The 25,027-nt window shown below is 68.0% G+C and carries 20 protein-coding genes, 1 tRNA gene and 1 pseudogene; 18 read left to right on the top strand and 4 right to left on the bottom strand.

Annotated elements, in window-relative coordinates; genetic code table 11:
* Positions 1-123: 123 nt before the first annotated feature.
* The 17 genes and pseudogenes from infB to MIC98_RS12960 all read left to right on the top strand — a co-directional run bounded on the left by infB (position 124) and on the right by MIC98_RS12960 (position 21,250).
* A complete protein-coding gene (gene infB, locus MIC98_RS13040; RefSeq protein ID WP_239737414.1) occupies positions 124-2,742 on the top strand; it encodes a translation initiation factor IF-2 in 2,619 nt (872 codons plus the stop codon).
* Between the two features lie 75 nt (positions 2,743-2,817).
* Positions 2,818-3,195: a 30S ribosome-binding factor RbfA gene (gene rbfA, locus MIC98_RS13035; RefSeq protein WP_057640738.1), complete on the top strand. Its 378-nt coding sequence runs from the start codon at positions 2,818-2,820 to the stop codon at positions 3,193-3,195.
* 103 nt (positions 3,196-3,298) lie between these two features.
* Positions 3,299-4,207: a tRNA pseudouridine(55) synthase TruB gene (gene truB / locus MIC98_RS13030; protein ID WP_239737413.1), complete on the top strand. Its 909-nt coding sequence runs from the start codon at positions 3,299-3,301 to the stop codon at positions 4,205-4,207.
* Positions 4,208-4,399: 192 nt separating this feature from the next.
* Positions 4,400-4,660, top strand: coding sequence for a 30S ribosomal protein S15 (gene rpsO, locus MIC98_RS13025; protein ID WP_057640742.1), 261 nt, complete (start codon positions 4,400-4,402; stop codon positions 4,658-4,660).
* 147 nt (positions 4,661-4,807) lie between these two features.
* The gene (gene pnp, locus MIC98_RS13020; RefSeq protein WP_239737412.1) at positions 4,808-6,916 is read left to right on the top strand and encodes a polyribonucleotide nucleotidyltransferase; all 2,109 of its coding nucleotides are present in this window, start codon (positions 4,808-4,810) and stop codon (positions 6,914-6,916) included.
* Positions 6,917-7,144: 228 nt separating this feature from the next.
* Positions 7,145-9,672, top strand: a pseudogene (locus tag MIC98_RS13015) (DNA internalization-related competence protein ComEC/Rec2); the annotation flags it as partial.
* The gene (locus MIC98_RS13010; RefSeq protein WP_057640745.1) at positions 9,566-10,225 is read left to right on the top strand and encodes a MotA/TolQ/ExbB proton channel family protein; all 660 of its coding nucleotides are present in this window, start codon (positions 9,566-9,568) and stop codon (positions 10,223-10,225) included. The pseudogene MIC98_RS13015 and the gene MIC98_RS13010, both read left to right, overlap by 107 nt.
* A gap of 6 nt (positions 10,226-10,231) precedes the next feature.
* Positions 10,232-10,654 (top strand): biopolymer transporter ExbD, encoded by a 423-nt coding sequence (locus tag MIC98_RS13005; protein ID WP_057640747.1) that lies wholly within the window; start codon positions 10,232-10,234, stop codon positions 10,652-10,654.
* Positions 10,651-12,396, top strand: coding sequence for a lipid A export permease/ATP-binding protein MsbA (msbA, locus tag MIC98_RS13000; RefSeq protein ID WP_239737411.1), 1,746 nt, complete (start codon positions 10,651-10,653; stop codon positions 12,394-12,396). The genes MIC98_RS13005 and msbA overlap by 4 nt, the downstream gene beginning before the upstream one ends.
* Complete coding sequence (lpxK, locus tag MIC98_RS12995) at positions 12,396-13,418, top strand: tetraacyldisaccharide 4'-kinase (RefSeq protein WP_239737410.1); 1,023 nt, start codon at positions 12,396-12,398, stop codon at positions 13,416-13,418. Before msbA ends, lpxK begins: the two co-directional genes overlap by 1 nt.
* A 321-nt stretch (positions 13,419-13,739) precedes the next feature.
* The gene (gene kdsB, locus MIC98_RS12990; RefSeq protein ID WP_239737409.1) at positions 13,740-14,513 is read left to right on the top strand and encodes a 3-deoxy-manno-octulosonate cytidylyltransferase; all 774 of its coding nucleotides are present in this window, start codon (positions 13,740-13,742) and stop codon (positions 14,511-14,513) included.
* Complete coding sequence (locus MIC98_RS12985) at positions 14,510-14,998, top strand: low molecular weight protein-tyrosine-phosphatase (RefSeq protein ID WP_239737408.1); 489 nt, start codon at positions 14,510-14,512, stop codon at positions 14,996-14,998. The genes kdsB and MIC98_RS12985 overlap by 4 nt, the downstream gene beginning before the upstream one ends.
* A complete protein-coding gene (locus MIC98_RS12980) occupies positions 14,995-16,410 on the top strand; it encodes a hypothetical protein (protein WP_239737407.1) in 1,416 nt (471 codons plus the stop codon). Before MIC98_RS12985 ends, MIC98_RS12980 begins: the two co-directional genes overlap by 4 nt.
* Entirely contained in the window at positions 16,407-18,335 is a 1,929-nt protein-coding gene (gene uvrC, locus MIC98_RS12975; RefSeq protein ID WP_239737406.1) for an excinuclease ABC subunit UvrC, read from the top strand. Before MIC98_RS12980 ends, uvrC begins: the two co-directional genes overlap by 4 nt.
* Positions 18,336-18,339: 4 nt before the next feature.
* Positions 18,340-18,954 (top strand): CDP-diacylglycerol--glycerol-3-phosphate 3-phosphatidyltransferase, encoded by a 615-nt coding sequence (gene pgsA / locus MIC98_RS12970; RefSeq protein WP_057641666.1) that lies wholly within the window; start codon positions 18,340-18,342, stop codon positions 18,952-18,954.
* Between the two features lie 50 nt (positions 18,955-19,004).
* Positions 19,005-19,080 (top strand) — tRNA-Gly (locus tag MIC98_RS12965).
* 226 nt (positions 19,081-19,306) lie between these two features.
* Positions 19,307-21,250 (top strand): integrase arm-type DNA-binding domain-containing protein, encoded by a 1,944-nt coding sequence (locus tag MIC98_RS12960; protein ID WP_011347495.1) that lies wholly within the window; start codon positions 19,307-19,309, stop codon positions 21,248-21,250.
* Between the two features lie 49 nt (positions 21,251-21,299).
* On the opposite strand, the gene MIC98_RS12955 is transcribed toward MIC98_RS12960, so the two are convergent.
* The gene (locus MIC98_RS12955; protein WP_239737405.1) at positions 21,300-21,941 is read right to left on the bottom strand and encodes a substrate-binding domain-containing protein; all 642 of its coding nucleotides are present in this window, start codon (positions 21,939-21,941) and stop codon (positions 21,300-21,302) included.
* Between the two features lie 104 nt (positions 21,942-22,045).
* On the opposite strand from MIC98_RS12955, the gene MIC98_RS12950 reads away from it, so the two are divergent.
* Complete coding sequence (locus MIC98_RS12950) at positions 22,046-22,339, top strand: helix-turn-helix transcriptional regulator (protein ID WP_011347497.1); 294 nt, start codon at positions 22,046-22,048, stop codon at positions 22,337-22,339.
* A gap of 6 nt (positions 22,340-22,345) precedes the next feature.
* On the opposite strand, the gene MIC98_RS12945 is transcribed toward MIC98_RS12950, so the two are convergent.
* From MIC98_RS12945 to MIC98_RS12935, 3 genes are read right to left on the bottom strand one after another with little or no spacing between them, the layout of a single operon-like run.
* Entirely contained in the window at positions 22,346-23,236 is an 891-nt protein-coding gene (locus MIC98_RS12945) for a LysR family transcriptional regulator (RefSeq protein ID WP_011347498.1), read from the bottom strand.
* A gap of 36 nt (positions 23,237-23,272) precedes the next feature.
* A complete protein-coding gene (locus MIC98_RS12940) occupies positions 23,273-23,596 on the bottom strand; it encodes a hypothetical protein (protein WP_011347499.1) in 324 nt (107 codons plus the stop codon).
* A gap of 37 nt (positions 23,597-23,633) precedes the next feature.
* On the bottom strand, positions 23,634-25,001 hold the full coding sequence (locus tag MIC98_RS12935; RefSeq protein ID WP_011347500.1) for a dihydrolipoyl dehydrogenase: 1,368 nt from the start codon (positions 24,999-25,001) through the stop codon (positions 23,634-23,636).
* Positions 25,002-25,027 lie beyond the last annotated feature (26 nt).

Genomic DNA, 25,027 nt, shown 5'->3' with positions numbered 1-25,027 from the left:
GCAGGCACGTCTGGAGCGCGGCGAATGAGCCAGCGATGAACAGTGCCCTGAGCCGCTCAGGGCGTAGACTCCGCGCTGCCTTCGTACCTGTCGAGGGGGCGCCCAAAAGATCATAGGATCCGAATGTCGCAGCAAACCACCATCCGCAAGCTCGCCCAACTGGTCAACACGCCGGTGGAGAAACTGCTGGAACAGCTGGCCCAGGCCGGCATGAAGTTCAGCGGTCCCGACCAGGTCGTGACCAGCGCCGAGAAAGTGAAGCTGCTCGGTTTCCTTCGCCGTTCCCACGGCAAGGACGAGCAGGTTGCCGACGAGGCCGACGCCGCGCCGAAGAAGATCACCCTGAGCCGCCGCACGCAGCAGGAAGTGACCGTCAGCACCGGCCGCAGCAAGGCCACGGTGAATGTCGAGGTGCGCCAGAAGCGCACCTACGTCAAGCCGGGCAGCGGCGCCGGCGCGCCGGTGGTGGACCCCAGCGCCGAGCGCGAGGAAATCCTGCGCAAGCTCGAGGAGTCGCGCCAGCGCAACCTCGACGAGCAGCGCATGCTGGCCGAGAAGGACCGCGCGCGCGCCGAGGAAGCCGCCCAGCAGAAGGCGGCCGAAGAGGCTGAGCGCCTGCGCGCGGAGGCCGAGCAGAAGGCCGCCGAGGCCGCGGCGCAGGCCGCCAGCGCCCCGGCAGCGGCGGACGAGGGCGACGAGCCCGCGGCCAGGAGCGTGCGCCATGCGCCGCCCCCGAGCCGCGCCGCCGAACGTCCTTCCTCGCACGCCAAGCCGGGCAGCCGTGCCCGCGGCGCGGCGGGTGATGACAACGGCCGTTTCGGCGGCCAGCTGCACCTGTCGGCCTCCGACCGCGCCCGGCGCGGCAGCAACAACGGCAACACGCGCGGCCGCCCGGGCGGGCGCCCGCAGCATGGCCGCCGCGGCTCCGAGCAGTCGCGCGGCGGTGGCGGCAGCCACGGCTTCGAGCGTCCGACCGCACCGGTGGTGCGCGAGGTCGCCATCGGCGAGACCGTCACCGTGGCCGACCTGGCGCAGAAGCTGGCGCTGAAGGGCGGCGAGGTGGTCAAGGCGCTGTTCAAGATGGGCGTGATGGCCACCATCACCCAGTCCATCGACCACGACACCGCGGTGCTGGTGACCGAGGAGCTGGGCCACAAGGCCGTGCGCGCCGACAACAACGACGCCGAAGACGCGCTGCTGGCCATGACCGATGCCAACCAGGGCGACGCGGTGTCGCGTCCGCCGGTGGTCACCATCATGGGCCACGTCGACCACGGCAAGACCTCGCTGCTGGACTACATCCGCCGCACCAAGGTCGCCACCGGCGAGGCCGGCGGCATCACCCAGCACATCGGTGCCTACCACGTGACCACGCCGAAGGGCGTGATCAGCTTCCTCGACACCCCCGGCCACGCCGCGTTCACCTCGATGCGCGCCCGCGGCGCGCAGCTGACCGACGTGGTGGTGGTGGTGGTGGCCGCCGACGACGGCGTCATGCCGCAGACCAAGGAAGCCATCCAGCACGCCCGCGCCGCGAACGCGCCGATCGTGGTGGCGATCAACAAGATCGACAAGTCCTCGGCCGACCCGATGCGGGTCAAGAACGAACTGCTCGCTGAGCAGGTCGTGGCCGAGGAGTTCGGTGGCGACATCCAGATGGTGGAGATCTCGGCCAAGACCGGCCAGGGCATCGACGACCTGCTGGACGCGATTTCGCTGCAGGCCGAAGTGCTGGAGCTGAAGGCGGTGGCCGAAGGCCGTGCCGCCGGCGTGGTCATCGAGTCCGCGCTGGACAAGGGCCGCGGCCCGGTGGCGACGGTGCTGGTGCAGCAGGGCCAGCTCAAGAAGGGCGACTACCTGGTGTGCGGCATCCAGTACGGCCGCGTGCGCGCGCTGTTCGACGAAACCGGCAGCCAGGTGGCCGAGGCCGGCCCGTCGATCCCGGTGCAGGTGCTGGGCCTGTCCGGCGTGCCGGATGCGGGCGATGACTTCGTGGTCGTCGAGGACGAGCGCCTGGCCAAGGACGTGGCGCAGCAGCGCGAGACCAAGCGCCGCGAATCGCGCCTGGTCGCCAGCGCGGGCAGCCGCATGGAAGACATCATGGCGCAGCTGGGCAAGGGCGACGGCCAGCAGGTGCTGAACCTGCTGATCAAGGCCGACGTCCAGGGCTCGGTGCAGGCGCTGTGCCAGTCGCTGGTGGGCTTGTCCAACGACGACATCCGCATCAACGTGATCCACTCCGGCGTGGGCGGCATCACCGAATCGGACGCCAACTCGGCGGTCGCCTCCAAGGCCACGGTCATCGGCTTCAACGTGCGTGCGGACGCCTCGGCGCGCCGCATCATCGAATCCAACGGCGTCGACCTGCGTTACTTCTCGATCATCTACGACGTGATCGACCAGGTGAAGCAGGTGGCTTCGGGCCTGCTGGGCGTGGAAATCCGCGAGGAGATCATCGGCATCGCCGAGGTCCGCGACGTGTTCCGCAGCTCCAAGCTCGGCGCCGTGGCCGGCTGCATGGTCGTGGAGGGCGTGGTCAAGCGCAACAAGCCGATCCGCGTGCTGCGCGACAGCGTGGTGGTGTTCGAGGGCGAACTGGAATCGCTGCGCCGCTTCAAGGAGAACGTGGACGAGGTGCGCAACGGCACCGAGTGCGGCATCGGCGTGAAGGCCTACAACGACGTCAAGGCCGGCGACCAGATCGAGTGCTTCGAGCGCATCGAAGTGCCGCGCACCCTGTAACAGGCAACACCGGCCGGCCCGCGTCGTGCGGGCCGGCCGCGCTTCCCGACGCAGCAACCAGACGAGCGAGATTCCGTGCCCAAGACTTTCCACCGTACCGACCGAGTTTCCGCGCAGATCCGCCGCGATCTGGGCACGCTGGTGCATGCCATGGTGCGCGAGCACGGGCTGCCGTCGGTCAGCGTCTCGGACGTGGAAGTCACCCGCGACATGGCCCATGCCAAGGTGTTCGTCACCGCGCTGATGCCGGAGCGTTCGGCCGAGGCGGTCAAGGGCCTGCGCGAGCTGGCCGGCGAACTGCGCACCGGCCTGGCCCGGGCGATGAAGCTGCGTCACGTGCCGGAACTGCATTTCCATTACGACGACTCGGTCGATCGCGGCGAGCGCATCGACAACCTGCTGCGCGACTTGCCCGATGCGCAGCCGGCACAGCCCGAGGCCGACGAAGAGTAGAAGCCGAGGCAGCCCGCGAGGGCTGTTCTGGTATCCGGCCGATCCTCCCGATATCCGCTGGCCGCGGTGGCGTCCCGCCGTGGCCGGCCCGACAAGGGTTCCCATGCGTCCCCGTATCCAATTCCGCCGCCTGGACGGCATCGTCCTGCTCGACAAGCCCGCCGGCATGAGCTCCAACACCGCCCTGCAGGTGGCGCGGCGCCTGTTCCGCGCGGAGAAGGGCGGGCATACCGGCAGCCTCGACCCGCTGGCCACCGGCCTGCTGCCGCTGTGCTTCGGCGAGGCGACCAAGATCGCCGGCCTGCTGCTCGGCTCGGCCAAGGCCTACGACGCCGACATCGCGCTGGGCACGACCACCGACACCGACGATGCCGATGGCGCGGTGCTGTTGCAGCGGCCGGTGCCGGCGATCGACGCGGCGACCCTGCAACGGGCGCTGGACGCGCTGACCGGCCACATCCGCCAGCGCGCGCCGATCTATTCGGCGCTGAAGCAGGGCGGCGAGCCGCTGTACGTGAAGGCGCGCCGCGGCGAGGCCATCGAGGCGCCGGAGCGCGAGGTGCACGTGCACGCCATCGAGGTGCTGGAGCGGCAGCCGGAGCGCCTGCGCCTGCGCGTGACCTGCGGCTCGGGCACCTACATCCGCAGCCTGGCCCGCGACCTGGGCGAAGCACTCGGCTGCGGCGCGCACATCACCGCGCTGCGCCGGCTGTGGGTGGAACCGTTCCGGTCGCCGCGGATGATCGGCCTGGACGCGCTGCGCGCCGTGGCCGAAAGTGGCGACGATGCGGCCCTGCTGCAGTGGCTGCTGCCGCTGGAGGCCGGGCTGGGCCATTTCAGCCGGGTCGACCTCGACGCCGGGCAGGCCACCCGCTTCAACATGGGCCAGCGCCTGCGCAACCCGGCCTGGCCGCAGGGGCAGGTGGTGGTGTTCGACCCGCAGCGGGCGCTCGGCCTGGGCCAGGTGGACGCGGCCGGGCTGCTGGCGCCGCAGCGCCGCTTCAATGCCTGAGCACCCTGCCTGAATGGCGCCGGCAGCCCCGCTCCTTGTGGCGGGTGCGCCGGGTCGCTACAATTTTGCGGCCCTTCGACGGGCGCCGGCCCGCCCGCAGCGGGCCATCTTCCGAAATCCCCGTAAACGGCGAGCTGCGCGGTGCGTCATCAGCACGTTCCTGCCGGCCACGCATCCAAGAGAAAAAACACCATGTCGATCGACACCCAGAGCGTCATTGAAAACAACAAGCGCGGCGCCAACGACACCGGTTCGCCGGAAGTCCAGGTGGCCCTGCTGACCGCCCGCATCGGCCAGCTGACCGAGCACTTCAAGGTCCACAAGAAGGACCACCACAGCCGCCGCGGCCTGCTGCAGCTGGTCAACCGCCGCCGCAGCCTGCTCGACTACCTGAAGAAGAAGGACGTCGAGCGCTACAAGGCCCTGATCGAAAAGCTTGGCCTGCGTCGCTAAGCAGCTCTCCCGCCGCGGCGCAGCGATGCGCCGCGGTTTTGTTTTTGCAGCATCGAAGTACCCAGCGGCCGGGATGACCGGCCACCCGCCGACCGGCAAGGGCCGCAGGCGGTCCATTCGCAGACAGCATCCCCAAGGACACCCTCCGTGGCAAAAATCACCAAAACCTTCCAGTACGGCAAGCACACCGTCACGCTCGAAACCGGCGAAGTCGCCCGCCAGGCCAGCGGCGCGGTCATCGTCAAGATGGACGACACCGTACTGCTGGTCTCCGCCGTCGCCGCCAAGAGCGCGCGTGAGGGCCAGGACTTCTTCCCGCTGACCGTCGATTACCAGGAGAAGTTCTACGCCGGTGGCCGTATCCCGGGTGGCTTCTTCAAGCGCGAAGGCCGCGCCACGGAGAAGGAAACGCTGATCTCGCGCCTGATCGACCGCCCGATCCGCCCGCTGTTCCCGGACGACTACAAGAACGAAGTGCAGATCATCGCCACGGTGATGTCGCTGAACCCGGACATCGACGGCGACATCGCCGCGCTGATCGGTGCTTCGGCCGCGCTGTCGCTGGCCGGCACCCCGTTCAAGGGCCCGATCGGCGCCGCCAAGGTCGGCTACAAGAACGGCGAGTACATCCTCAACCCGACCGTGTCGGAGCTGAAGGAATCGCAGCTGGAGCTGGTCGTCGCCGGTACCGCCAACGCCGTGCTGATGGTCGAGTCCGAGGCCGCGCTGCTGTCCGAGGATGTGATGCTGGGTGCGGTCACCTTCGGCCACCGCGAGATGCAGAAGGTCATCAACGCGATCAACGAGCTGACCGTCGAAGCCGGCACCAAGCCGAGCGACTGGGTCGCCCCGGCCAAGAACGACGCGCTGATCTCCGCGCTGAAGGAAGCCGTCGGCACCAAGCTGGCAGAAGCCTTCCAGGTGCGCGACAAGCTGCAGCGCCGCGACGCCATCTCGGCGATCAAGAAGGACGTGATCGAGCAGCTGGCTGGCCGCGTCGAGGCCGAGGGCTGGGACAAGGCCGAGCTGTCGAAGGAATTCGGCGAGCTGGAATACCACACCATGCGCGATTCGGTGCTGGACACCAAGGTCCGCATCGACGGCCGCGCGCTGGACACCGTGCGCCCGATCAGCGTGAAGGCCGGCGTGCTGCCGCGCACCCACGGCTCGGCGCTGTTCACCCGCGGCGAAACCCAGGCGATCGTGGTGACCACGCTGGGCACCGCCCGCGACGGCCAGATCATCGACGCCGTTGCCGGCGAGTACAAGGAAAACTTCCTGTTCCACTACAACTTCCCGCCCTACTCGGTGGGTGAGTGCGGCCGCATGATGGGCCCGAAGCGTCGCGAGATCGGTCACGGCCGCCTCGCCAAGCGCGGCGTGCTGGCGGTGATGCCGAGCCTGGAAGAGTTCCCGTACACCATCCGCGTGGTGTCGGAAATCACCGAATCCAACGGCTCCTCGTCGATGGCCTCGGTGTGCGGCTCCTCGCTGGCGCTGATGGATGCCGGCGTGCCGGTCAAGGCGCCGGTGGCGGGCATCGCAATGGGCCTGGTCAAGGAAGGCGACAAGTTCGTCGTGCTGTCGGACATCCTGGGTGACGAAGACCACCTGGGCGACATGGACTTCAAGGTCGCCGGTACCTCCGAAGGCGTGTCCGCGCTGCAGATGGACATCAAGATCGAAGGCATCACCGAAGAGATCATGAAGCAGGCGCTGCAGCAGGCCAGGGCCGGCCGCCTGCACATCCTCGGCGAGATGGCCAAGGCGCTGACCGCGCCGCGCGAGGAGCTTTCCGACTACGCGCCGCGCCTGCTGACCATCAAGATCCACCCGGACAAGATCCGCGAAGTGATCGGCAAGGGTGGTTCGGTGATCCAGGCGATCACCAAGGAGACCGGCACCCAGATCGACATCCAGGACGACGGCACCATCACCATCGCCTCGGTCAACAACGCCGCCGCGCAGGAAGCCAAGCGCCGCATCGAGCAGATCACCTCGGACGTCGAGCCGGGCCGCATCTACGAAGGCAAGGTCGCCAAGATCATGGACTTCGGCGCGTTCGTGACCATCCTGCCGGGCAAGGACGGCCTGGTGCACGTCTCGCAGATTTCTTCCGAGCGCGTGGAGAAGGTCGGCGACAAGTTGAAGGAAGGCGACGTGGTCAAGGTCAAGGTGCTGGAAGTGGACAAGCAGGGCCGCATCCGCCTGTCGATGAAGGCCGTGGAAGAAGGCGAGGGCGTTTCGGCCGAATAAGCCGGGCATCCTCCAGCTCCACACCGGGAAAGCGGGCCTCGTGCCCGCTTTTCTTTTGTTTCATCTCCCTGATGCCACGTAGGTGCCGGGCTTGCCCGCGCATTCCCGGCAAGCGGCATGCGGGGCAAGCCCTGCATCCACATGGGGCCGGATTTCCCCCATGTTGCGCATCGACCTTGCCTGATGGCTGCCTCGGTGCAGCGCCGCACAGGATGGTGCCGATCTGGAATGGAGTCGGCGGGCGTGGTTGGATGGCAGCGATGGGGGTGGGCGCAAACGCAGGCTTTGCCGGCATTTGGCAAGGCCGTGGCCGCGGGTTTCACCGCCGGGGTCTGCCTCGCGCTGTGGGCGCCGGTGCTGCCGCCGGGCTGGCTGCGTTGGGGCCTGCTGCTGTTCGGCTTGTGTGCATGGCTGCGCATGCGCCGGTGGCGCTGGTCCGGTGCATTGCTCGCCGGCGCCGGCTGGGCCGCGCTGCATGCCGGCTGGGCGCTGGACGCGCAGTTGCCGTACCGGCTGGAAGGCAGCGAAATCGCCGTCGTCGGTACGGTGGTCTCGCTACCGGAGGTCGAACCGCGGCGCACGCGTTTCCGCTTCCATGTCGATGACGTGGCCAACCAGCATCCCGCCCTGCGTGGGAGGCAGCTGCAACTGGCTTGGTACGACGACTTTTCCGCCACGCAGGCGGGGCCACGGATGCAACTGGAGGCTGGCGCGCGCTGGCATTTCACGCTGCGGCTGCGCGCGCCGCGCGGGCTGGCCAATCCCGGTGGTTTCGATGCCGAACGGCATGCGCTGGCGCAGCGGATCGCCGCCAGCGGGCTGGTGCGGGCGGAGACGGCGCGGCGGCTGGCCGCATCGTCCGGCCTGCAAGCGTGGCGCGAGCGGATGGCGGCGCGGATCGGCGAAGCGGTCGGCCGGCCATCGGCGCGATATGTGCAGGCCCTGGCGGTGGGCGATACCCGCGGGCTGGACGATGCCGACTGGCAGATGCTGCGGGCCACCGGGCTGACCCACCTGATCGCCATCTCCGGTTTCCATGTCGGCATGGTCGCCGGCTTCGCCGCGCTGCTGGCGGGCGGCGTGTGGCGCCTGCTGCCGTGGCTGGGGCGGTATTGCCCGCGCCCGCATGCCGCTGCCCTGGCCGCGCTGTGTGGGGCGATGGGCTACGCGGCGGTCGCCGGTTTCGCGCTGCCGACGGTGCGCACGGTGCTGATGATCGCGGTGGTGGTACTGGCACGGTTGGGGCGGCGCCCCGGCAGTGTCGCCGGGGCGTTGGCGCTGGCCGCGCTTGCGGTGCTGGCGTGGGACCCGCTGTCGGTGTTGATGGCCGGCTTCTGGTTGAGCTTCGCCGGCGTGGCCTGGCTGGTCTGGTGCCTGCCGGGGCGGCTGCACTGGCTGCGTGGTTTCCTGTCGGCGCAGATGGTGGCGACGGTGGGCCTGCTGCCATTCACCGCGATGCTGTTCGACCAGGCCTCGCTGGCCGGGCCAGTGGCCAACCTGTTGGCGATACCGTGGTGGAGCCTGGTGGTGGTGCCGTTGGCACTGCTGGGTACCGGCCTGGAGGCGCTCTGCCCCGGTGCCGGGTTGTGGCCGTGGCAGGCCTCGGCCTGGTGTTTCGAACTGAGCATGGCGCCGCTGTCGTGGTTGGCGGAAAGCCGTTTCGCATTGTGGTGGCTGCCGGAGGCGCGCGGGTTCGCATTGCCGCTGGCACTGGCCGGGGCACTGTGGCTGCTGCTTCCGCGCGGGATTCCCGGCAAGCCGCTGGCATTGCTGCTGTGGCTGCCGTTGCTGTGGCCGCGACAGGAGTTGCCGCGGCGGGGAGAGGTCGAACTGGTGTTGTTCGACGTCGGGCAGGGGTTGTCGGTGTTGGTGCGTACCGCCGGGCACCGCCTGCTCTATGATGCCGGGCCGGCGGTGCGCGACGGCTTCGATGCCGGCGAACGCGTGGTGGTGCCGGCCTTGCACGCGTTGGGCGTGGGGCGGCTCGATGCGCTGGTCGTCAGCCACGGCGACAACGACCATGCCGGCGGTGCGGCAGCGGTGGTCGCCGCGCTGCCGGCGGCGGCCCGTTATGCGCCACCGGGCATGCCATCGGCACTGGCGATGGAGGCCTGCGTGGCCGGGCAGGGCTGGCAGTGGGAGGACGTCCGTTTCGAATTCCTGCATCCGCATGCCGGTTTCCCCTACCTGCGCAACGAATCCAGCTGCGTGCTGCGGGTGCAGTCGCAATACGGTGCGGTGCTGCTGACCGGGGACATCGGCGAGGTCATCGAGGACGGGTTGGCCAAGCGCCAGCGCGGGCAGTTGCGTGCCGACGTGGTGCTGGCGCCGCACCACGGCAGCGGCGGCTCCTCGCTGCCGGCGTTCGTGGCCGCCACGCGGGCGCGGCTGGTGCTGGTATCGGCCGGCCACCGCAACCGTTTCGGCCATCCGCGGCCGGAGGTGGTCGAGCGCTGGCGGCGTTCCGGTGCGGAGGTGCTGGTCACCGCCGACAGCGGCGCGATCAGGGTCTGGCTGGGCGGGGAAGGCCTGCAACTGCGCGAACGCCGGGCCTGGCGCCGCCGTTCGTGGGACGCCGCCGGGCGGGAACGGGCGGCTGCTATCCTATCGGCCGACGAACAGGCGGCCTCGGCGCCGGAGGGTTGAAACGTGTGGGAACTGGTCAAGGCCGGCGGTTGGCCGATGGTGCCGCTGCTGCTGCTGGGCGTGCTGGCTTTGGCGATTGTCCTGGAGCGTTTCTGGAGCCTGCGCCGCAACGAGGTGCTGCCGCCAGGGCTGGGGCAGGAGGTGCGCAACTGGGCCGCGCGCGGCAAGCTCGACGCCTCCCACATCGAATCGCTGCGCGCCAACTCGCCGCTGGGCGCCCTGCTGGCCGCGGCGCTGGAAGCGCGCAACCGCCCGCGCGACCAGCTCCGTGAGCGCATCGAGGACGCCGGCCGCCACCTGGTCCACCGCATGAGCCGCTACCTGAACGCGCTGGGCACCATCGCCTCGGCCGGGCCGCTGCTGGGTCTGCTGGGCACGGTGATCGGCATGATCCAGATGTTCCTGGGCATCCTCGACCACGGCGTGGGCGACGTGAACCAACTGGCCGGCGGCATCGGCAAGGCGCTGGTGTGCACCGCCACCGGCATGATCGTGGCGATCCCCGCGCTGATGTTCCACCGCTATTTCCGCGGCCGCATCGACGGCTACGTGATCGAGATGGAACACGAGGCAAGCGCGTTGCTGGACACGCTCGACGGCCGCCCGGCGGTGATGGCCGCCGGCCGCAAGGCGGCGCAGGCGACGGCACCGGCCAAGGCCTGACCCGGCATGCGCATCCGCAACGACCGTGCCCAGGACGAACCGCACATCGATCTGGTGCCGCTGATCGACGTGATCCTGGTGCTTATCATCTTCTTCGTGGTAACCACCACCTTCGATGCGCGCTCGACCCTGCAGGTGCAGCTGCCCACGGCCAGCCAGCAGCAGAACAGCGAGCCGCCGCGCGCATTGAGCGTGCTGGTCAATGCCGAGGGCCGCTATTTCATCAACGACCAGGAAGTGCTGCGCAACGACGTCGAATCGGTCAAGCGCACCATCGTGCAGGTGGCCGGCGACGACCGCGAGCAGACCGTATTGCTGCGCGCCGACGCGCGCACGCCCTACCAGGCGGTGGTGACGGTGCAGGATGCGCTGGGCCAGCTCGGTTTCCGCCGCATCGCCATCGCCACCGCGCCGGACGTGCAGCGATGAACACCAGCGAGAGCGCGTGGCGGATCTACCGGCGCCTGCTCGGCTTCGCGCGCGCCTATCGCGGCCTGCTGGTGCTGGCCGGGCTGGGCATGCTGGTCGAAGCGGGCGCGGGCAGCTATTTCGTGGCGATGATGAGCCCGGTCACCAACAGCCTGGTGAACCCGGAAGACATCAACCTGTGGATGCCGGTGGCCATCGTTGGCCTGTTCCTGCTGCGCGGTGTGGCCGGCTACCTGACCGACATCGGCATGGGCAAGGCCGCGCGCAGCATCGCCCGCGACCTGCGGGTGCGCGTGCTCGACAAGTACCTGCGCCTGCCGGGGCAGCGCTTCGACGCCGAGCCGGTGCCGTCGATGCTGGTGCGGCTGGGCTCGGACAGCGACCAGGTAGCGCAGGCCGCGGTGGACGCGATGAAGGTGGTGCTGCAGCAATCGCTGCAGGCGCTGGGCTCGCTGCTGGTGATGCTGTACCTGAGCTGGCAGGTGACGCTGGCGATCTTCGTGCTGGCGCCGCCGCTGGCATGGGTGATGAACAAGGTCGCCAAGCGCTACCGCCGGATCAGCCACCGCATCCAGGAAAGCGGCGCGGAATTGCTGCAGTCCGCCGACCAGACGCTGTCCGCCAACCAGGAAGTGAAGGTGTATGGCGCCCAGCGCAGTGAGCTGGAGCGTTATTCGGTACTGGCCAACACCAACCTGAAGCTGGCGATGAAGGTGGAGGCCACCCGCAGCATTTCCTCGGCGATGGTGCAGCTGATCGGCTCGGTGGGGTTGGCGGCACTGCTGCTGATCGCCGGCCATGAGGCCGCCGCCGGACGCCTGACCGTGGGTGATTTCGTCGGCCTGATGATGGCGATGATGGCGATCATCCCCGCGCTCAAGCAGTTGACCAACGTGCAGAACATGACCCAGCGCGGCATCGCCTCGGCGCAGCGCCTGTTCCTCGTGCTCGATGCCGAGGACGAGCCGGATGGCGGCACCCGCGCACTGGCGCGGGCCGAGGGCGTGCTGGAATTCCGCCACGTCACCGCACGCTACCCGGAGCAGGCGCAGCCGGCGCTGGAGGACGTCAGCTTCGTCGCGCATCCGGGCACGGTGACGGCCATCGTCGGCCGCTCCGGCAGCGGCAAGTCCACGTTGATCAAGCTGATCCCGCGCTTCTACGAGCCGGAATCCGGGCAGATCCTGCTCGACGGCCACCCGTTGCAGGACTACCGGCTGGCCGACCTGCGCCGGCAGATCGCGCTGGTCGGGCAGCAGGTGGTGCTGTTCGACGGCAGCGTCGCCGACAACATCGCCTATGGCGAGCTGCAGGACCGCAGCGCCGGACAATTGCAGCAGGCCATCGACAACGCCAATGCGCGCGAATTCGTCGAGCAGCTGCCGCAGGGCGTGGGCGCGTCGGTCGGGCCCAAGGGCGGGCGCCTGTCCGGTGGCCAGCGCCAGCGCCTGGCGATCGCGCGGGCGATGCTCAAGGACGCGCCGGTGCTGATCCTCGACGAGGCCACCGCGGCGCTGGACAACGAATCCGAACGGCTGGTGCAGGAGGCATTGCAGAAGCTGATGCCGGACCGCACCACGCTGGTCATCGCCCATCGCCTGTCCACCATCGAGCATGCCGACCAGGTGCTGGTGATGGACCAGGGGCGCATCGTCGAGCGTGGCACGCACCGGGAGCTGCTGGCGCTGGGCGGGCTGTACGAGCACCTGTACCGCATGCAGTTCCGGGAAAGGCAGGAGTGATGGCAGGGAAAGGGACGCAGACGCCGGCGTGGTGGTACGACGGCGCGCCGGTACCGTTGCCCGCGCGGCTGCTGGCGCCGCTGTACGGCGCCGTCGCCGGCCTGCGCCGCGGCCTGTACCGGCGCGGCTGGCTGCGCAGCCGGCAGGTGCCGGTGCCGGTGATCGTGGTCGGCAACATCACCGCCGGCGGTACCGGCAAGACGCCGTTGACCATCGAACTGGTCGAACGCCTGCGCGCGGCCGGCTGGAAACCGGGCGTGGCCAGCCGCGGCTACGGCCGCGACGACGCCGGCACCGCGCGCTGGATCATCCCGGAGCTGGCACCGGAACTGGGCGGCGACGAGCCGGTGCTGATCGCGTGGAAGACCGGCGTGCCGGTGCGCGTGGACAAGGACCGCGTCGCCGCCGCCAAAGCGCTGCTGGAAGCAGGTTGCGACGTGGTGGTCTGCGACGACGGCCTGCAGCATTACCGGCTGGCGCGCGACATCGAGATCGAGGTGGTCGATGCGCAGCGCCGCTACGGCAACGGCCGGCCGATGCCGGCCGGGCCGCTGCGCGAGCCGGTGGAGCGCGCGGCCGACTGCGATTTCCGCGTGGTCAATCTGGGCCAGGCCAGCGACGACGTGCAGGCCCCGGCGGCATCGGGTTTCGGCGAATGGGCGATGCGGCTGCGCATCGACGTCGCCCGCCCGTTGCGCGGCGGCCGCGAGCGACCGTTGCAGGGCTTTGCCGGGCTGCGCGTGCATGCGGTGGCCGGCATCGCCCACCCGCAGCGCTTCTTCCAGATGCTGCGTGCGCGCGGCATTGGCGTGGTCCCGCATGCCTTCGCCGACCACCATCGCTACCAGGCATTGGACCTGTCCTTCGGCAGCGAGTTGCCGGTGCTGATGACCGAGAAGGATGCGGTCAAGTGCCGGGCCTTCGCCAACGACTGGCATTACGCGGTGCCGCTGCAGGCCGAACTGCCGGCCGCGTTCTGGGTGGCGCTGCTGGACCGGCTGGGCAAGCTGGCGCGCGCTTGATCCTTCTCCCTTCGGGGTGAAGGCGTGTTGCTTGCGGGCCATTGGCTCGCACACGCCTGAACGCCTAGCGCGCCGGGCCGGGCCGGGGCGCGGAGCGAGGTGCCCCGAAGGGGCGGATGAGGGTACGAGTGAAGTTTCATGCACCATTTTGTTCAAAAAGCGGTGTCCTGATTGTTTTCCGCCCGGGCGCGTGGCGACGCGTTCATCATCGCGCTCCCGATAATTCCTTGCGGCGCGGCTTCGCCTCGTACCCTCTCCCCAACTGCTCTCCCGGAGGGAGAGGGATTATCGAATTCGGCCCGTGATGGGCGAGGAGTTGAGATGAACAACGTTCCCGATTTCGTGGTGGCAATCCCGGCGCGCTACGCCTCAACGCGGCTGCCCGGCAAGCCGCTGGCCGCGTTGGCGGGCGTGCCGATGGTGGTGCACGTGGCCCGGCGCGCGCTGGCGGCGGGTGCGCGCGAGGTCTGGGTGGCGACCGACGATGCCCGCATCGCCGCCGCGCTGGAAGGATTCGACGGCGTGCGCGTGGCGATGACCCGCGCCGACCATGCCTCCGGCACCGACCGGCTGGCCGAGTGCGCGCGGCAGGCCGGCTGGGGCGAGCAGGACATCGTGGTCAACCTGCAGGGCGACGAGCCGTTTGCCCCGGCTGCCGGCATCCGCGCGGTGGCGGCGACGCTGGCCGGCAGCGGCGCGCCGATGGCGACGCTGGCCACGCCGGTCGAGGATGCGCCGACCCTGTTCGACCCCAACGTGGTCAAGCTGGTGCGCAATGCGCAGGGTGACGCGCTGTATTTCAGCCGGGCGCCGATCCCGTGGCACCGTGACGCCTTCGCCCGGTCGCGCGACGCGCTGCCGCCGGGGCAATGGCTGCGCCACATCGGCATCTACGGCTACCGCGCCGGGTTCCTGCAGCGTTTCGCGGCGATGCCGCCGGGCACCCTGGAGCAGGTCGAGTCGCTGGAACAGCTGCGCGTGCTGGAGGCGGGCTTCCGCATCGCGGTGTCGCTGTCGCCGGAGCCGTTCCCGCCGGGCATCGACACGCCGGAAGACCTGGCCCGCGCCGACGCGCTGATGAGGGCCACGGCTTGAAGCTGCTGGTGATCTGCCTGGGCAACATCTGCCGCTCGCCGATGGGCGAGGGCGCGCTGCGCGCGCGGCTGGCGGCGTCGCCGCTGGCCGGGCGGGTCGAGGTGGATTCGGCCGGCACCTCGGGTTGGCACCGCGGGCAGGCGCCGGACCCGCGCGCCATCGCCTGCGCCGCCCGCCACGGCGTGGACATCGCCGGCCTGCGCGCGCGGCCGTTGCAGCACAAGGATTTCCGGCATTTCGACTACATCCTGTGCGCGGATGCCCGCAACCTGGACGACGCGCGGGTACTGGCGCCGCCGGACGCCCATGACCGGGCCGTGCTGTGGCTGCCGTGGGCCGGCATTGCCGGCACCAGCGAGGTGCCCGATCCCTGGTACGGCGACGAGGCCGATTTCGAGCACAGCTGGGCCCTGCTGGACGCCGCGGCGCAGGCCACGGTGCGACGTCTGGCGGATGCGGTCGAGTCCGGCATAATCGGCCCATGAATGCTCAGAGCACGATGGAACTCCCCCGGTCCGGCATCTGGCTGAACGCGGCGCCGACCACGTTGCAGGACCATGCCGGGCGCCCGCTGGTACTGGCCTTCGTCAATGGCGCCTCGGTCTGGTGCATGCAGCGGCTGGCCGAAGTGGCGCAATGGCAGGCGCGCAACCCCGGACGGCTGCAATTGCTGGTGATGCAGGTGCCGCGCTTCGATTTCGAGCGCGAGCCGCAGCCGGCGCTGAAGCTGCTGCGCCGACACGGCATCGCCGCGCCGATCCTGCTGGATGCGCAGTGGGAGGCCTGGCGTGCCTTCGGCGTCGAGGCATGGCCGACGCTGCTGCTGCTCGATGCGCAGGGGCAGGAGCGCGAGCGCCTGGTGGGTGCCGCCGGCGACCTGGAGCGCGCCCTGAACGCGCTGTGTGAAGGACTTTCACCGCCGCTGGACGAAGACCTGCGCGGCAACCGCGAAACCAGCCCGGAGCCGCGCCTGCCGCTGCGCTTCCCGGCCGGGCTGGTGGCCAGCGCCGACCGCCTCTACGTCGCCGACACCGGCCACCACCGCATCCTCGAATGCACCCATTCCGGCCGCGTGCTGCGCCAGTTCGGCGTCGGCAGCGCCGACCTGGTCAACGGCCCGGCCGGCGAAGCCGCGTTCAACCGCCCGCATGGCATGGTGCTGGAGCGCGAGACGCTGTACGTGGCCGACACCGGCAACCACGCGCTGCGGCGCATCCACCTGCCCAGCGGACAGGTCGAGACCCTGTGCGGCAACGGCCGCGCCGGCGAGCCGGTGGCAGGGGTGCTGGCGCAGCCGTGGGACAGCCCGCTGAACCATCCGCAGGACATCGCCATCGCCGACAACCAGCTGTACATCGCGATGGCCGGCGACAACCGTGTCTGGAGCTACGACCTCGGCCTGCGTTCGCTGCGCTGGCGCGTGGGCGCGGGGGTGATGGAAGTGCGCGACGGCGGCGGCCACCTCGCCGCGCTGGCGCAGCCCTGCGGGCTGGTGGCGGTGCAACAGGTACTGTATGTCTGCGACGCGCTGGGTTCGGCGATCCGCTCGGTGCAACTGCGCGGCGACGTGGTGCAGACGCTGGTCGGGCAGGGGCCGTGGGAATTCGGCAGTACCGATGGCGCGCGCGCGCAGGCCCACCTGCAATACCCGCAGGCGATCGCGATGGGCAGCGAATCGCCGCTGCTGTGGATCGCCGATGCTGGCAACGGCTGCCTGCGCACGCTGCGCCTGGGCGGCGGCGACCTGACCACCGTCAACCTGCCGCGGCGCCTGCATGGCCCGGCGGCGCTGGCGGTGGCCGCCGGCGCGGTGTGGATCGCCGAAAGCGACGCCCACGCCATCCTGCGTTTCGATCCGGTCAGCGGCGAATTGAGCAACGTGCCGATCGAGGAATGAGCGGCAAGGCAACCAGCGGCTTCGACGGCAAGGCATTTGCGGCGGCGCTGAGCACCGCGCCGGGCGTCTACCGCATGTACGCGGCCGACGACACCCTGCTGTACGTCGGCAAGGCGCGCGCGCTGCGCAACCGCGTCGGCAGCTATTTCAACGGCTCGCCCAAGACCCGGCGCATCATGCTGATGCTGGCGCAGGTGGCGCGGATGGACGTGACCGTCACCCGCACCGAGGCCGAGGCGCTGCTGCTGGAAAACCAGCTGATCAAGTCGCTGGCCCCGCGCTACAACGTCTCCCTGCGTGACGACAAGACCTACCCGCAGGTGCTGCTGACCCGCGAGCAATGGCCGCGCATCGCCCTGCACCGCGGCCCGCGCTCGATCCCGGGCAGTTATTACGGCCCGTATCCGGGCGTCGGCGCGGTGCGCGAGACGCTCAACCTGATGCACAAGCTGTTCAAGCTGCGCAGCTGCGAGGACAGCGTGTTCCGCAACCGCTCGCGGCCGTGCCTGCAATACCAGATCGGCTGCTGCAGCGCGCCGTGCGTGGGGCTGGTGGCGCAGGACGACTACGACGAATCGGTGCGGCGCGCGGCCTTGTTCCTCGAAGGCAGGAGCGACCAGCTGGCCGACGAACTGGTGCAGGCGATGCAGCAGGCCAGCGACGCGCTGGAGTTCGAGCGCGCCGCGCGCCTGCGCGACCTCGTCGCCTCGCTGCGCAGCATGCAGAACCGGCAGTACGTGGACGGCCGTGCCGCCGACCTCGACGTGCTGGCCTGCGCGATGCAGGGCGCCAGCGCCTGCGTGCTGCTGCTGGCGTTCCGCGATGGCCGCAACCTCGGCACCCGCGCGTTCTTCCCGCGCACCAACGGCGAGGACAGCGCCGCCGAAGTGCTGGCCGCGTTCGTCTCGCAGTACTACGTCGAGCACGCGCCGCCGCCGGAAGTGCTGCTGGACCGCGAAATTCCCGAGGCGGAGATGATCGAGGCGGCGTTGGGCGCGGCGGCCGAGCGCAGGGTTGCGCTGAAGTGGAACGTGCGCGGCGAGCGCGCCGGCTACGTCGAACTGGCCGCGCGCAATGCGCAGATCACCCTGGTCGCGGAACTGGACAGCCGTGGCACGCAGCACGCGCGCAGCGAGGCGCTGCGCGAAATGCTGGGGCTGGCCGAGCCGGTCAAGCGCGTGGAGTGCTTCGACATCAGCCACACGATGGGCGAGGCGACGGTGGCCTCGTGCGTGGTGTTCGACGCCGCCGGCCCGGTGCGCGCGCAGTATCGCCGCTACAACATCAGCGGCATCGAGCCGGGCGATGACTATGCCGCCATGCATCAGGCCATCGACCGCCGCTTCCGCCGCGCGGTGGAAGGCGAGGAGGCGCGTTCGCGAGCCACTGGCTCGCGCGCCGACGAGCGCCCTCGTGCCATGCACGAGGGCCGTATGGGCGATTTCCCAATACTTCCGGACGTGCTGCTGATCGACGGCGGCGCCGGCCAGCTGGCGCAGGCGCAGGCCGCGCTGGCCGACCTCGGCGTCGAAGGCATGCTGCTGGTCGGCGTGGCCAAGGGCGTGGAGCGCCGCGCCGGCCACGAGGCGCTGGTGCTGCCGGACGGACGCGAGCTGCGCCCGGGCGCGGCATCGCCGGCGCTGCAGTTCATCCAGCAGGTGCGCGACGAGGCGCACCGCTTCGCCATCACCGGCCACCGCGGGCGCCGGCAGAAGGCGCGCATGACCAGCAAGCTGGAAGACATCGAGGGCATCGGCCCGAAGCGCCGCGCCAGCCTGCTCAAGCATTTCGGCGGCATGGCCGGGCTCAAGGCCGCCGGCGAGGCCGAGATCGCGCGCGTGGAAGGCATCAACGCGGCGCTGGCCGCGCGCATCTACGCTAACCTTCATGGACTGTCGGTGCCCGATCCGACGGCGGAGCAGTAACGCAATGAAGTTGACCATTCCCACCTGGCTGACCCTGCTGCGGATCGTGATGATCCCGGTGCTGGTGCTGGTGTTCTATCTCCCCTACAAGTGGACGAACTTCGCCGCCGCGGCGATCTTCGGCCTGGCCGCGATCACCGACTGGCTCGACGGCTGGGTGGCGCGCCGCTACGAGCTGCATTCGGCGTTCGGCGCCTTCCTCGACCCGGTGGCCGACAAGCTGATGGTGGCGGTGGCGTTGTTCCTGATCGTGCAGGGCCACCCGACGCCGTGGATGGCGTTCTGGGCGGCGGTGATCGTCGGCCGCGAGATCGCGGTGTCGGCGCTGCGCGAGTGGATGGCCGAGATCGGCCAGCGCGCCAAGGTACGGGTGGCGATGATCGGCAAGGTCAAGACCACCGCGCAGATGGTCGCGCTGCTGTGCCTGCTGTATTCGGTTTCGCCCAACACCTCGGTGGTCGAGATCTGGATGGGCGGGCCGATTTTCCACGTCGGCGACTGGATGCTGGCGATCGCCGCGGTGCTGACCCTGGTGTCGGGCGTGCAGTACCTGCACGCGGCCTGGCCGAGCCTGCGCGAGGACGAGATCGCGGCGCGCGCGCAGTCGCGGAAAAAGTGAAAACGGCGTGTTGACAGGTAGGCGATTGCATGTAGAATTTCGCCTCCCAAGCGGGAATAGCTCAGTTGGTAGAGCGCAACCTTGCCAAGGTTGAGGTCGCGAGTTCGAGTCTCGTTTCCCGCTCCAAGTTATGATCTACAGACTTCTACTGACGTCTGTAAGTCGTTGAAAAGAGGGGCTTCGGCCCCTTTTTTCATTCCAGCGAGCGCCACGGAAATCCACCCACAGCCAGCCTTTTTTAGGCGCCAATTTAGGCACAGGAATACGGGTGAGGCGGCTTCCGTATAGTTGCTGGGGCTGAGCGGGAACCATGACGAGCATAAGGCCTAAGTCATCACTTAGGAGCCTCGAAATGGCACTCTCTGATCTGATCGTCCGGCAGGCCAAGACCACCGGCAAACGCTATACCCTCCACGACAACGACTGCCTGAGCCTGATGGTCTCTGCCGCAGGCGGCAAGTCATGGATCTTCCGCTATTCCTGGCTGGGCACGCAAAAGCGCATGTCCCTGGGCAGTTATCCCGCCCTCAGCCTGCGGGAGGCCCGTGCCGAGCGGGACAAGGCCCAAGCCCTGATCGCCAGGGGGATCGATCCCCGGATCGAGCGTGATCAGCGCCGGCACGCGGCCAGGCTGGCAGGCGAATACACCTTCAAGAACGTCTTCGATGCCTGGGTCGAGCATCGCCGCAAGGAACTCAAGGAAGGCCGTCAAAGCACGCTGTCGCAGATCCTGCGCATCTTCAACAAGGACGTGCTGCCTACCTTGGGAAAGATGTCGATCTACGACATTCGCCGGCCCCAGCTGGTGGGCGTGGTGGCGGCGATCGAGAAGCGCAAGGCGTTCACCACCGCCGAGAAGGTGCGTACCTGGTTCAACCAGATGTTTCGCTATGCCCTAGTCATCGCCGAGGGGCTGGAAGTCAACCCGGCTGCGGACCTGGACGTGGTGGCCGAACCTAAGCCCCCAGTGGCGCACAACCCCTACCTGCACCTGCCCGAGCTGCCCGAGTTCCTTCAGAAGCTCCGGCGCTACAACCCCCGCGGCTGGCAGACCCAGCTTGGCGTCCGGCTGCTGTTCCTGACGGGGGTGCGCACGGGCGAACTGCGGCTGGCCGAGCCTGAGCAATTCGACCTCGACCGCGGTTTGTGGATCATCCCGCCCCAGGTCGTCAAGCAGCTCCAGGACGAAATGCGCAAGGCCGGCAAGCGGCCGCAGGACGTGCCGCCTTACATCGTGCCCCTGTCCCTGCAGGCCATCGAGATCGTCCGCTATCTCCTGGGCGTGATGCGGCCGGCGCAGAAGTACCTGCTGTCGCACCGCAGCGAACTCAAGAAGCGCATCAGCGAGAACACCCTCAACAAGGCCGTGCAGCTCATGGGCTACGAGGGGCGCCTGACCGGCCACGGCATCCGCGGCACCATCTCGACCGCACTCAACGAGATCGGATACCCGAAGATTTGGGTGGACGCGCAGCTTTCGCACTCCGATCCAAACAAGGTCAGCTCGGCCTACAACCACGCCAAGTACGTGGAGCCGCGCCGCCGGATGATGCAGGACTGGGCCGATCGCCTGGACCTGCTCGAACAGGGCGAAGTGGAAGCTGCGAGCGCGCACCTGACCATTCGTATCGACGGGGTGCCGGTGATGGCAGAAGCGGAGGATGTGGTGAGTGCGGCCCCCACGGTGGCCGAGCCTGTTGCCTCCGGTGTCTCGCCCGTGGTGGCCACGCCCATCGTCGTGACCCCCAACAGCGGCGGAATCACGTTCCAGAGGCTGTCGCAGGTGCCGCCACCCCCGACGCATGCCCCGGAGCCGGAAGTCTCCGCCATTCAGCGCGAGCGCGAGGAAATGCTGGCGATGTACGAGTCGCCGAACAACCTGCCGGTCCCGCTGTTCGGCAAGCTGGCTGGGAAGTCCAAGGATCAGATCAATCGGGAGCTGAAAGCGGGCAAGCTGCTGTCCATCAGTCTGGGCAACCGGGGGCAGCGGGTTCCCGACTGGCAACTGGTGCCGCTCAAGCACAAGCTGGCCCAGGTGCTCATGAACCAGTGCCCTCGCGCGGATTCGTGGGAGCTATACCGCATGCTGACCCAGCCACACCCCGATCTGGGGGATCGCGCGGCCATCGATGCGGTCACGCCGACCAATGTGCCCACAATCATCCGGGTCATCATGGGCGACTACCAGCGCCATGCGGATGCGCCCGAGGCCGTTGCCATATGGCCCACCCCCGGCGATGTGCGGCAGAGCGTGCGTCGGCTGGTGGACAGCGCGGTAGTGTTTGAGGGGGCCTGATCCTGCGCGTCAGCTATGGCCGGGATGATGGCCCCGGCCGTAGGTGCCACTATGTGACGCCAGCCCCGGTGACTTGCAGCGCTCTGCGCTCGAACCGCTCCGAAGTGGAATTGGCATGCGCGTGGGGCCGCTGCAGGTATGTCGCGATCTCGTAGGGACCGCCGGCGAGCGGTCGCACGGTGATTCCCCATTCATGGGCACGCTCAATGCGCGATCGCGTAGATACCCCGACGCCATAGCCCGCTGCGACCCATAGCGCCATCATCTCGAAGGAAGTCACCCGTTGGAGGTTCTCCTGGTCCACTGGCATGAGGGAGGCCAGCCTCTCATCCAGCAGGGGGCAGGCTTCTGCCTGCCAGCGATAGACGGGATAGTCCCGAAGATCGGCGATGGCGAGCTTCGCCTCGTCGAATAAGTGGAACCGTGTCGGCATGGCGACAGCCATGGTCTCGGTCCATAAGAGCTGCGTTTTGAGAGCGGGGTCGCTATACCCCTGAAGCGACATCCCGACGTCATAGCGGCCTTCAAGAAGCCCCTCAAGCAGGACGTCACCTGCAACCTCGAAAATCGCGAGGGTGACGCCCGGCTCCTCTGCGCGTTGACGCGCGAGAAGCGCCGAGAGTTGAGATGACGATACGCCCGGTGCTACCGCAAGCCTAAGACGGGGGGACGGGCTGGTGGCATCGTGCATAAGAGCCCCCAAGAAGAGAATTGATCAAGAAACCAATCCGACATGATACCCATGAGTTAAATTTAACGTGGTTAAATTCTAGTGACTGCCTGACGCTTCTGCCGATGCAGAGGCGTACTGTTCAACGGGGGCGTCCCCCTGGCACAACCAGATATGAAGCCGAGCCAGCCCAGGCTTTTGGCAAGGCTGTGCGCGCGTTCCGCATGGACCAGGGCATCGCTCAGGAGGAACTGGCCGGGCTGGCTGGAATAGAGCGTTCCCACATGGGCAAGATCGAACGAGGGGAGCATTTGCCCTCCTTGGCCCTGATACTGAAAATCGCCACTGCGCTGAAGATGAGTGGGACCGATCTAATGGCCGCCACAGAGCGCAATATGGATTCCACTGTCGAATCTTGAGCCAGGTTAGTTACCCAGCCCTTCGCGCAGGCGCGCGATAAACCGCTCCAGAGAGGCCGAAGAGGCGCTATTGTCGGGCCGAAGCACGTAGGTCGTAATAATTGCGGATTCAACAGCCAACGGGCGTATTACGACATCAGGCCGCTGTGTGGCTGGAGTTCTGTTCGCGGCCATGAAGCCAACACCATAACCGGCACCGACCAGCGTGAGCATCATGTCCAAAGAGGTTACATGCTCAACGACGTTTTTCTGGTGTCCCAGAGGTCCTAGAAGGCGCGCCAGCTCGCGGCAGTAACCCTCGCAGACTTGCGGATCGCACAAGACAAGCGGGTGACCGCTAAGTTCATGAAGTGGCACTTCCTTGTGAGCGAGTAGCGCGTGCCGTGCCGGTACGGCAATTACCAGCGGGTCTCGCCATATTGGTTCGGCAACGATACCGTCGTTGACATCCGCGGTGTGTGCGAAGCCGATCATGAAATCGCCGGATCGAAGCCCCCGCATCTGTTCGGCCAAGGGTACTTCGGACAGGCGTATTTCGATCTCTGGTTCTTCGGCGCGGCAACGGGCCAGGAACGATGAAAGCCTAGGGTCGATTGCTCCATCAGACACCGCGATACGCAGGCTACCCCGCAAACCCGCCGCGACGGCCTTGACGTTCTCCCGGGCTTGTTCGAGAACGGTGAAAAGCCTGCGAGAGTCTTGCAGGAAGGCAACTCCTGCGGCGGTCAGCCGCGTTCCTCTGCGATCACGATCAAAGAGTACGACCCCTAGTTCGTCTTCCAGCTCTTTGATCGCCCGAGACAAGGGCGGTTGTTCGATATGCAGCCGCTCCGCGGCGTGCGTGAAATGCAGCTCGTCAGCCAAGACGACAAAGTAGCGAAGATGTCGCAGTTCCATGTCCCCAGCCCCTTCTGCCGCCTGGGCGGCCTGTTGCTATGATCTGATATAGACCCATCCTGTCCGCTGCATGCGCGCGATTTCGATCACGGCTGGGCCTGCCATCACCTGGAGCGGCGGCCGGTTCTCCCTGCCGATCCGGGTCAGCGTCGTCGGGCACACCCAGGTGTGGATGTCCACCTCGGCATGCGCTTGATCGAGTGCTGCCTTGACAGCCTCTGCATTGAGAATGATGCGCAGCTCGGCATCAGGCGCTTCGCGCAGGAGATTGACCGCATTCTTGCGTGCGCGCTCCAGTGCTGCGGGAGTTGGCGCATGCAGGATCACTTTCAATGCTTGGTTCTGGATGTTTTGGCTCATGATGGTTCGGGCGTGATGGCGGAAAGAAGGAGTCCGTTTACGGGTTGAGTTGCTGGGATGCCGACTTCAAGGCGCTCTGCAGCATCTCCTCGATGGATGGGTGGTAGAACGGCATCGTCAGCAGGTCATTGACGGTCTGCTTGGCCTGGATTGCCCAGGCGAGCAGGTGCGCCAGATGCTCGCCTTGCGTCAGCAACATGCTGGCCCCAAGCAACAAGCCAGTGCCGGGTTCGACGTAGATGCGCAGCAGGTTGTCCTGGGCACCGAGAATCTTCGAGCGCCCGTTGCCACTACCTTCCGCGATGCCGACCACGGCATCTTTCTTCATTGCGGCCTGGTAGGACATGCCGACAGCGCAGACGTCGGGATCGGTGAACAGGATGCTGATCGGCACCCGACGCGGCGCCCCCTGCCATTGTTCGCCACGCAGGCGCGTCAAGGCGGCCTGGGCCGCCATCTGGCCTTCGTCGGCGGCCTCGTGCATCAGCGGACGATCCGGCTGCACATCGCCCGCGAAGAAGATCGGTGCATCCGATGCCTGCATGGTGGAGGCGTCGATGTTCGGCCGGCCTGCCTTGTCCAATAGGATGCCTGCCGCTTGCAGATTGAGCGCTTCGGTATTGGGCTGGCGGCCAGTCACGACCAGCAAGCGATCCACGAGCGCTTCATGTTTGTCGGTGCGCATGCGCACCTTGTCGCCTGCCAGGGTAACTTCGACGGGTGCTCCCAGCCACATGGGAAACTCGCCGCCGAACCTCGAAAGCGCCCGATCCTGCACCTCGGGATCTTGAATACCGCCGATCGTGTCCTGTTGGTCGGCACCGATCACCTGCACGTCAAGCCGCGACAGGGCCAGGCCAAGTTCCAGGCCGATCGCTCCCAGTCCTAGAATCCCCAGGCGCTGCGGCAGTTCTTTCTGCTCGAAAAGGGTGTCGGTGGTGAGGATGTGGGAGGCCGCGCCGTCCAGCGACTTGGGCACCACCGGATGCGAGCCCGTGGCCACGATGAAAGCCTTCGCTTCGATACGCTGGTCGCCGACTTCCAAGGTGCCTGGCGCGACAAAGCGAGCCTCGGCCATGATCAGGTTTTCGCCGACGGCCTTGCGCGTGCGCTCCGCGGCAGCACCGGCCAGAGCATCCCGCGTCTGGCGGGTATGCCGCCACAAAGCCTGCGGCCCTTGTGCGGAGAGCGTGACGCCCGCGGGCAACTCCTTGGCCGTCGTCCAGCGCATCCCCGCATGCAAAGCGGCCTTCGACGGCATGCAGCCTACGCGCGCGCAGGTCGTCCCCAGCGGTCCACGATCGATCAGGACGACATCCTTTCCTGCCGCCTTGAGTGCATGAAATGCCGTGATGCCGGCGGTTCCAGCACCGATGATGGCGATATCTACTTTCCTTGCCTGCATTGGAAATCTCCGTCCAATCAATTAAC

The sequence above is a fragment of the Stenotrophomonas sp. NLF4-10 genome (genome assembly GCF_022359915.1).
Taxonomy (GTDB): Bacteria; Pseudomonadota; Gammaproteobacteria; order Xanthomonadales; family Xanthomonadaceae; genus Stenotrophomonas; species Stenotrophomonas daejeonensis.
This window is presented reverse-complemented; position numbering and strand designations above follow the sequence as displayed.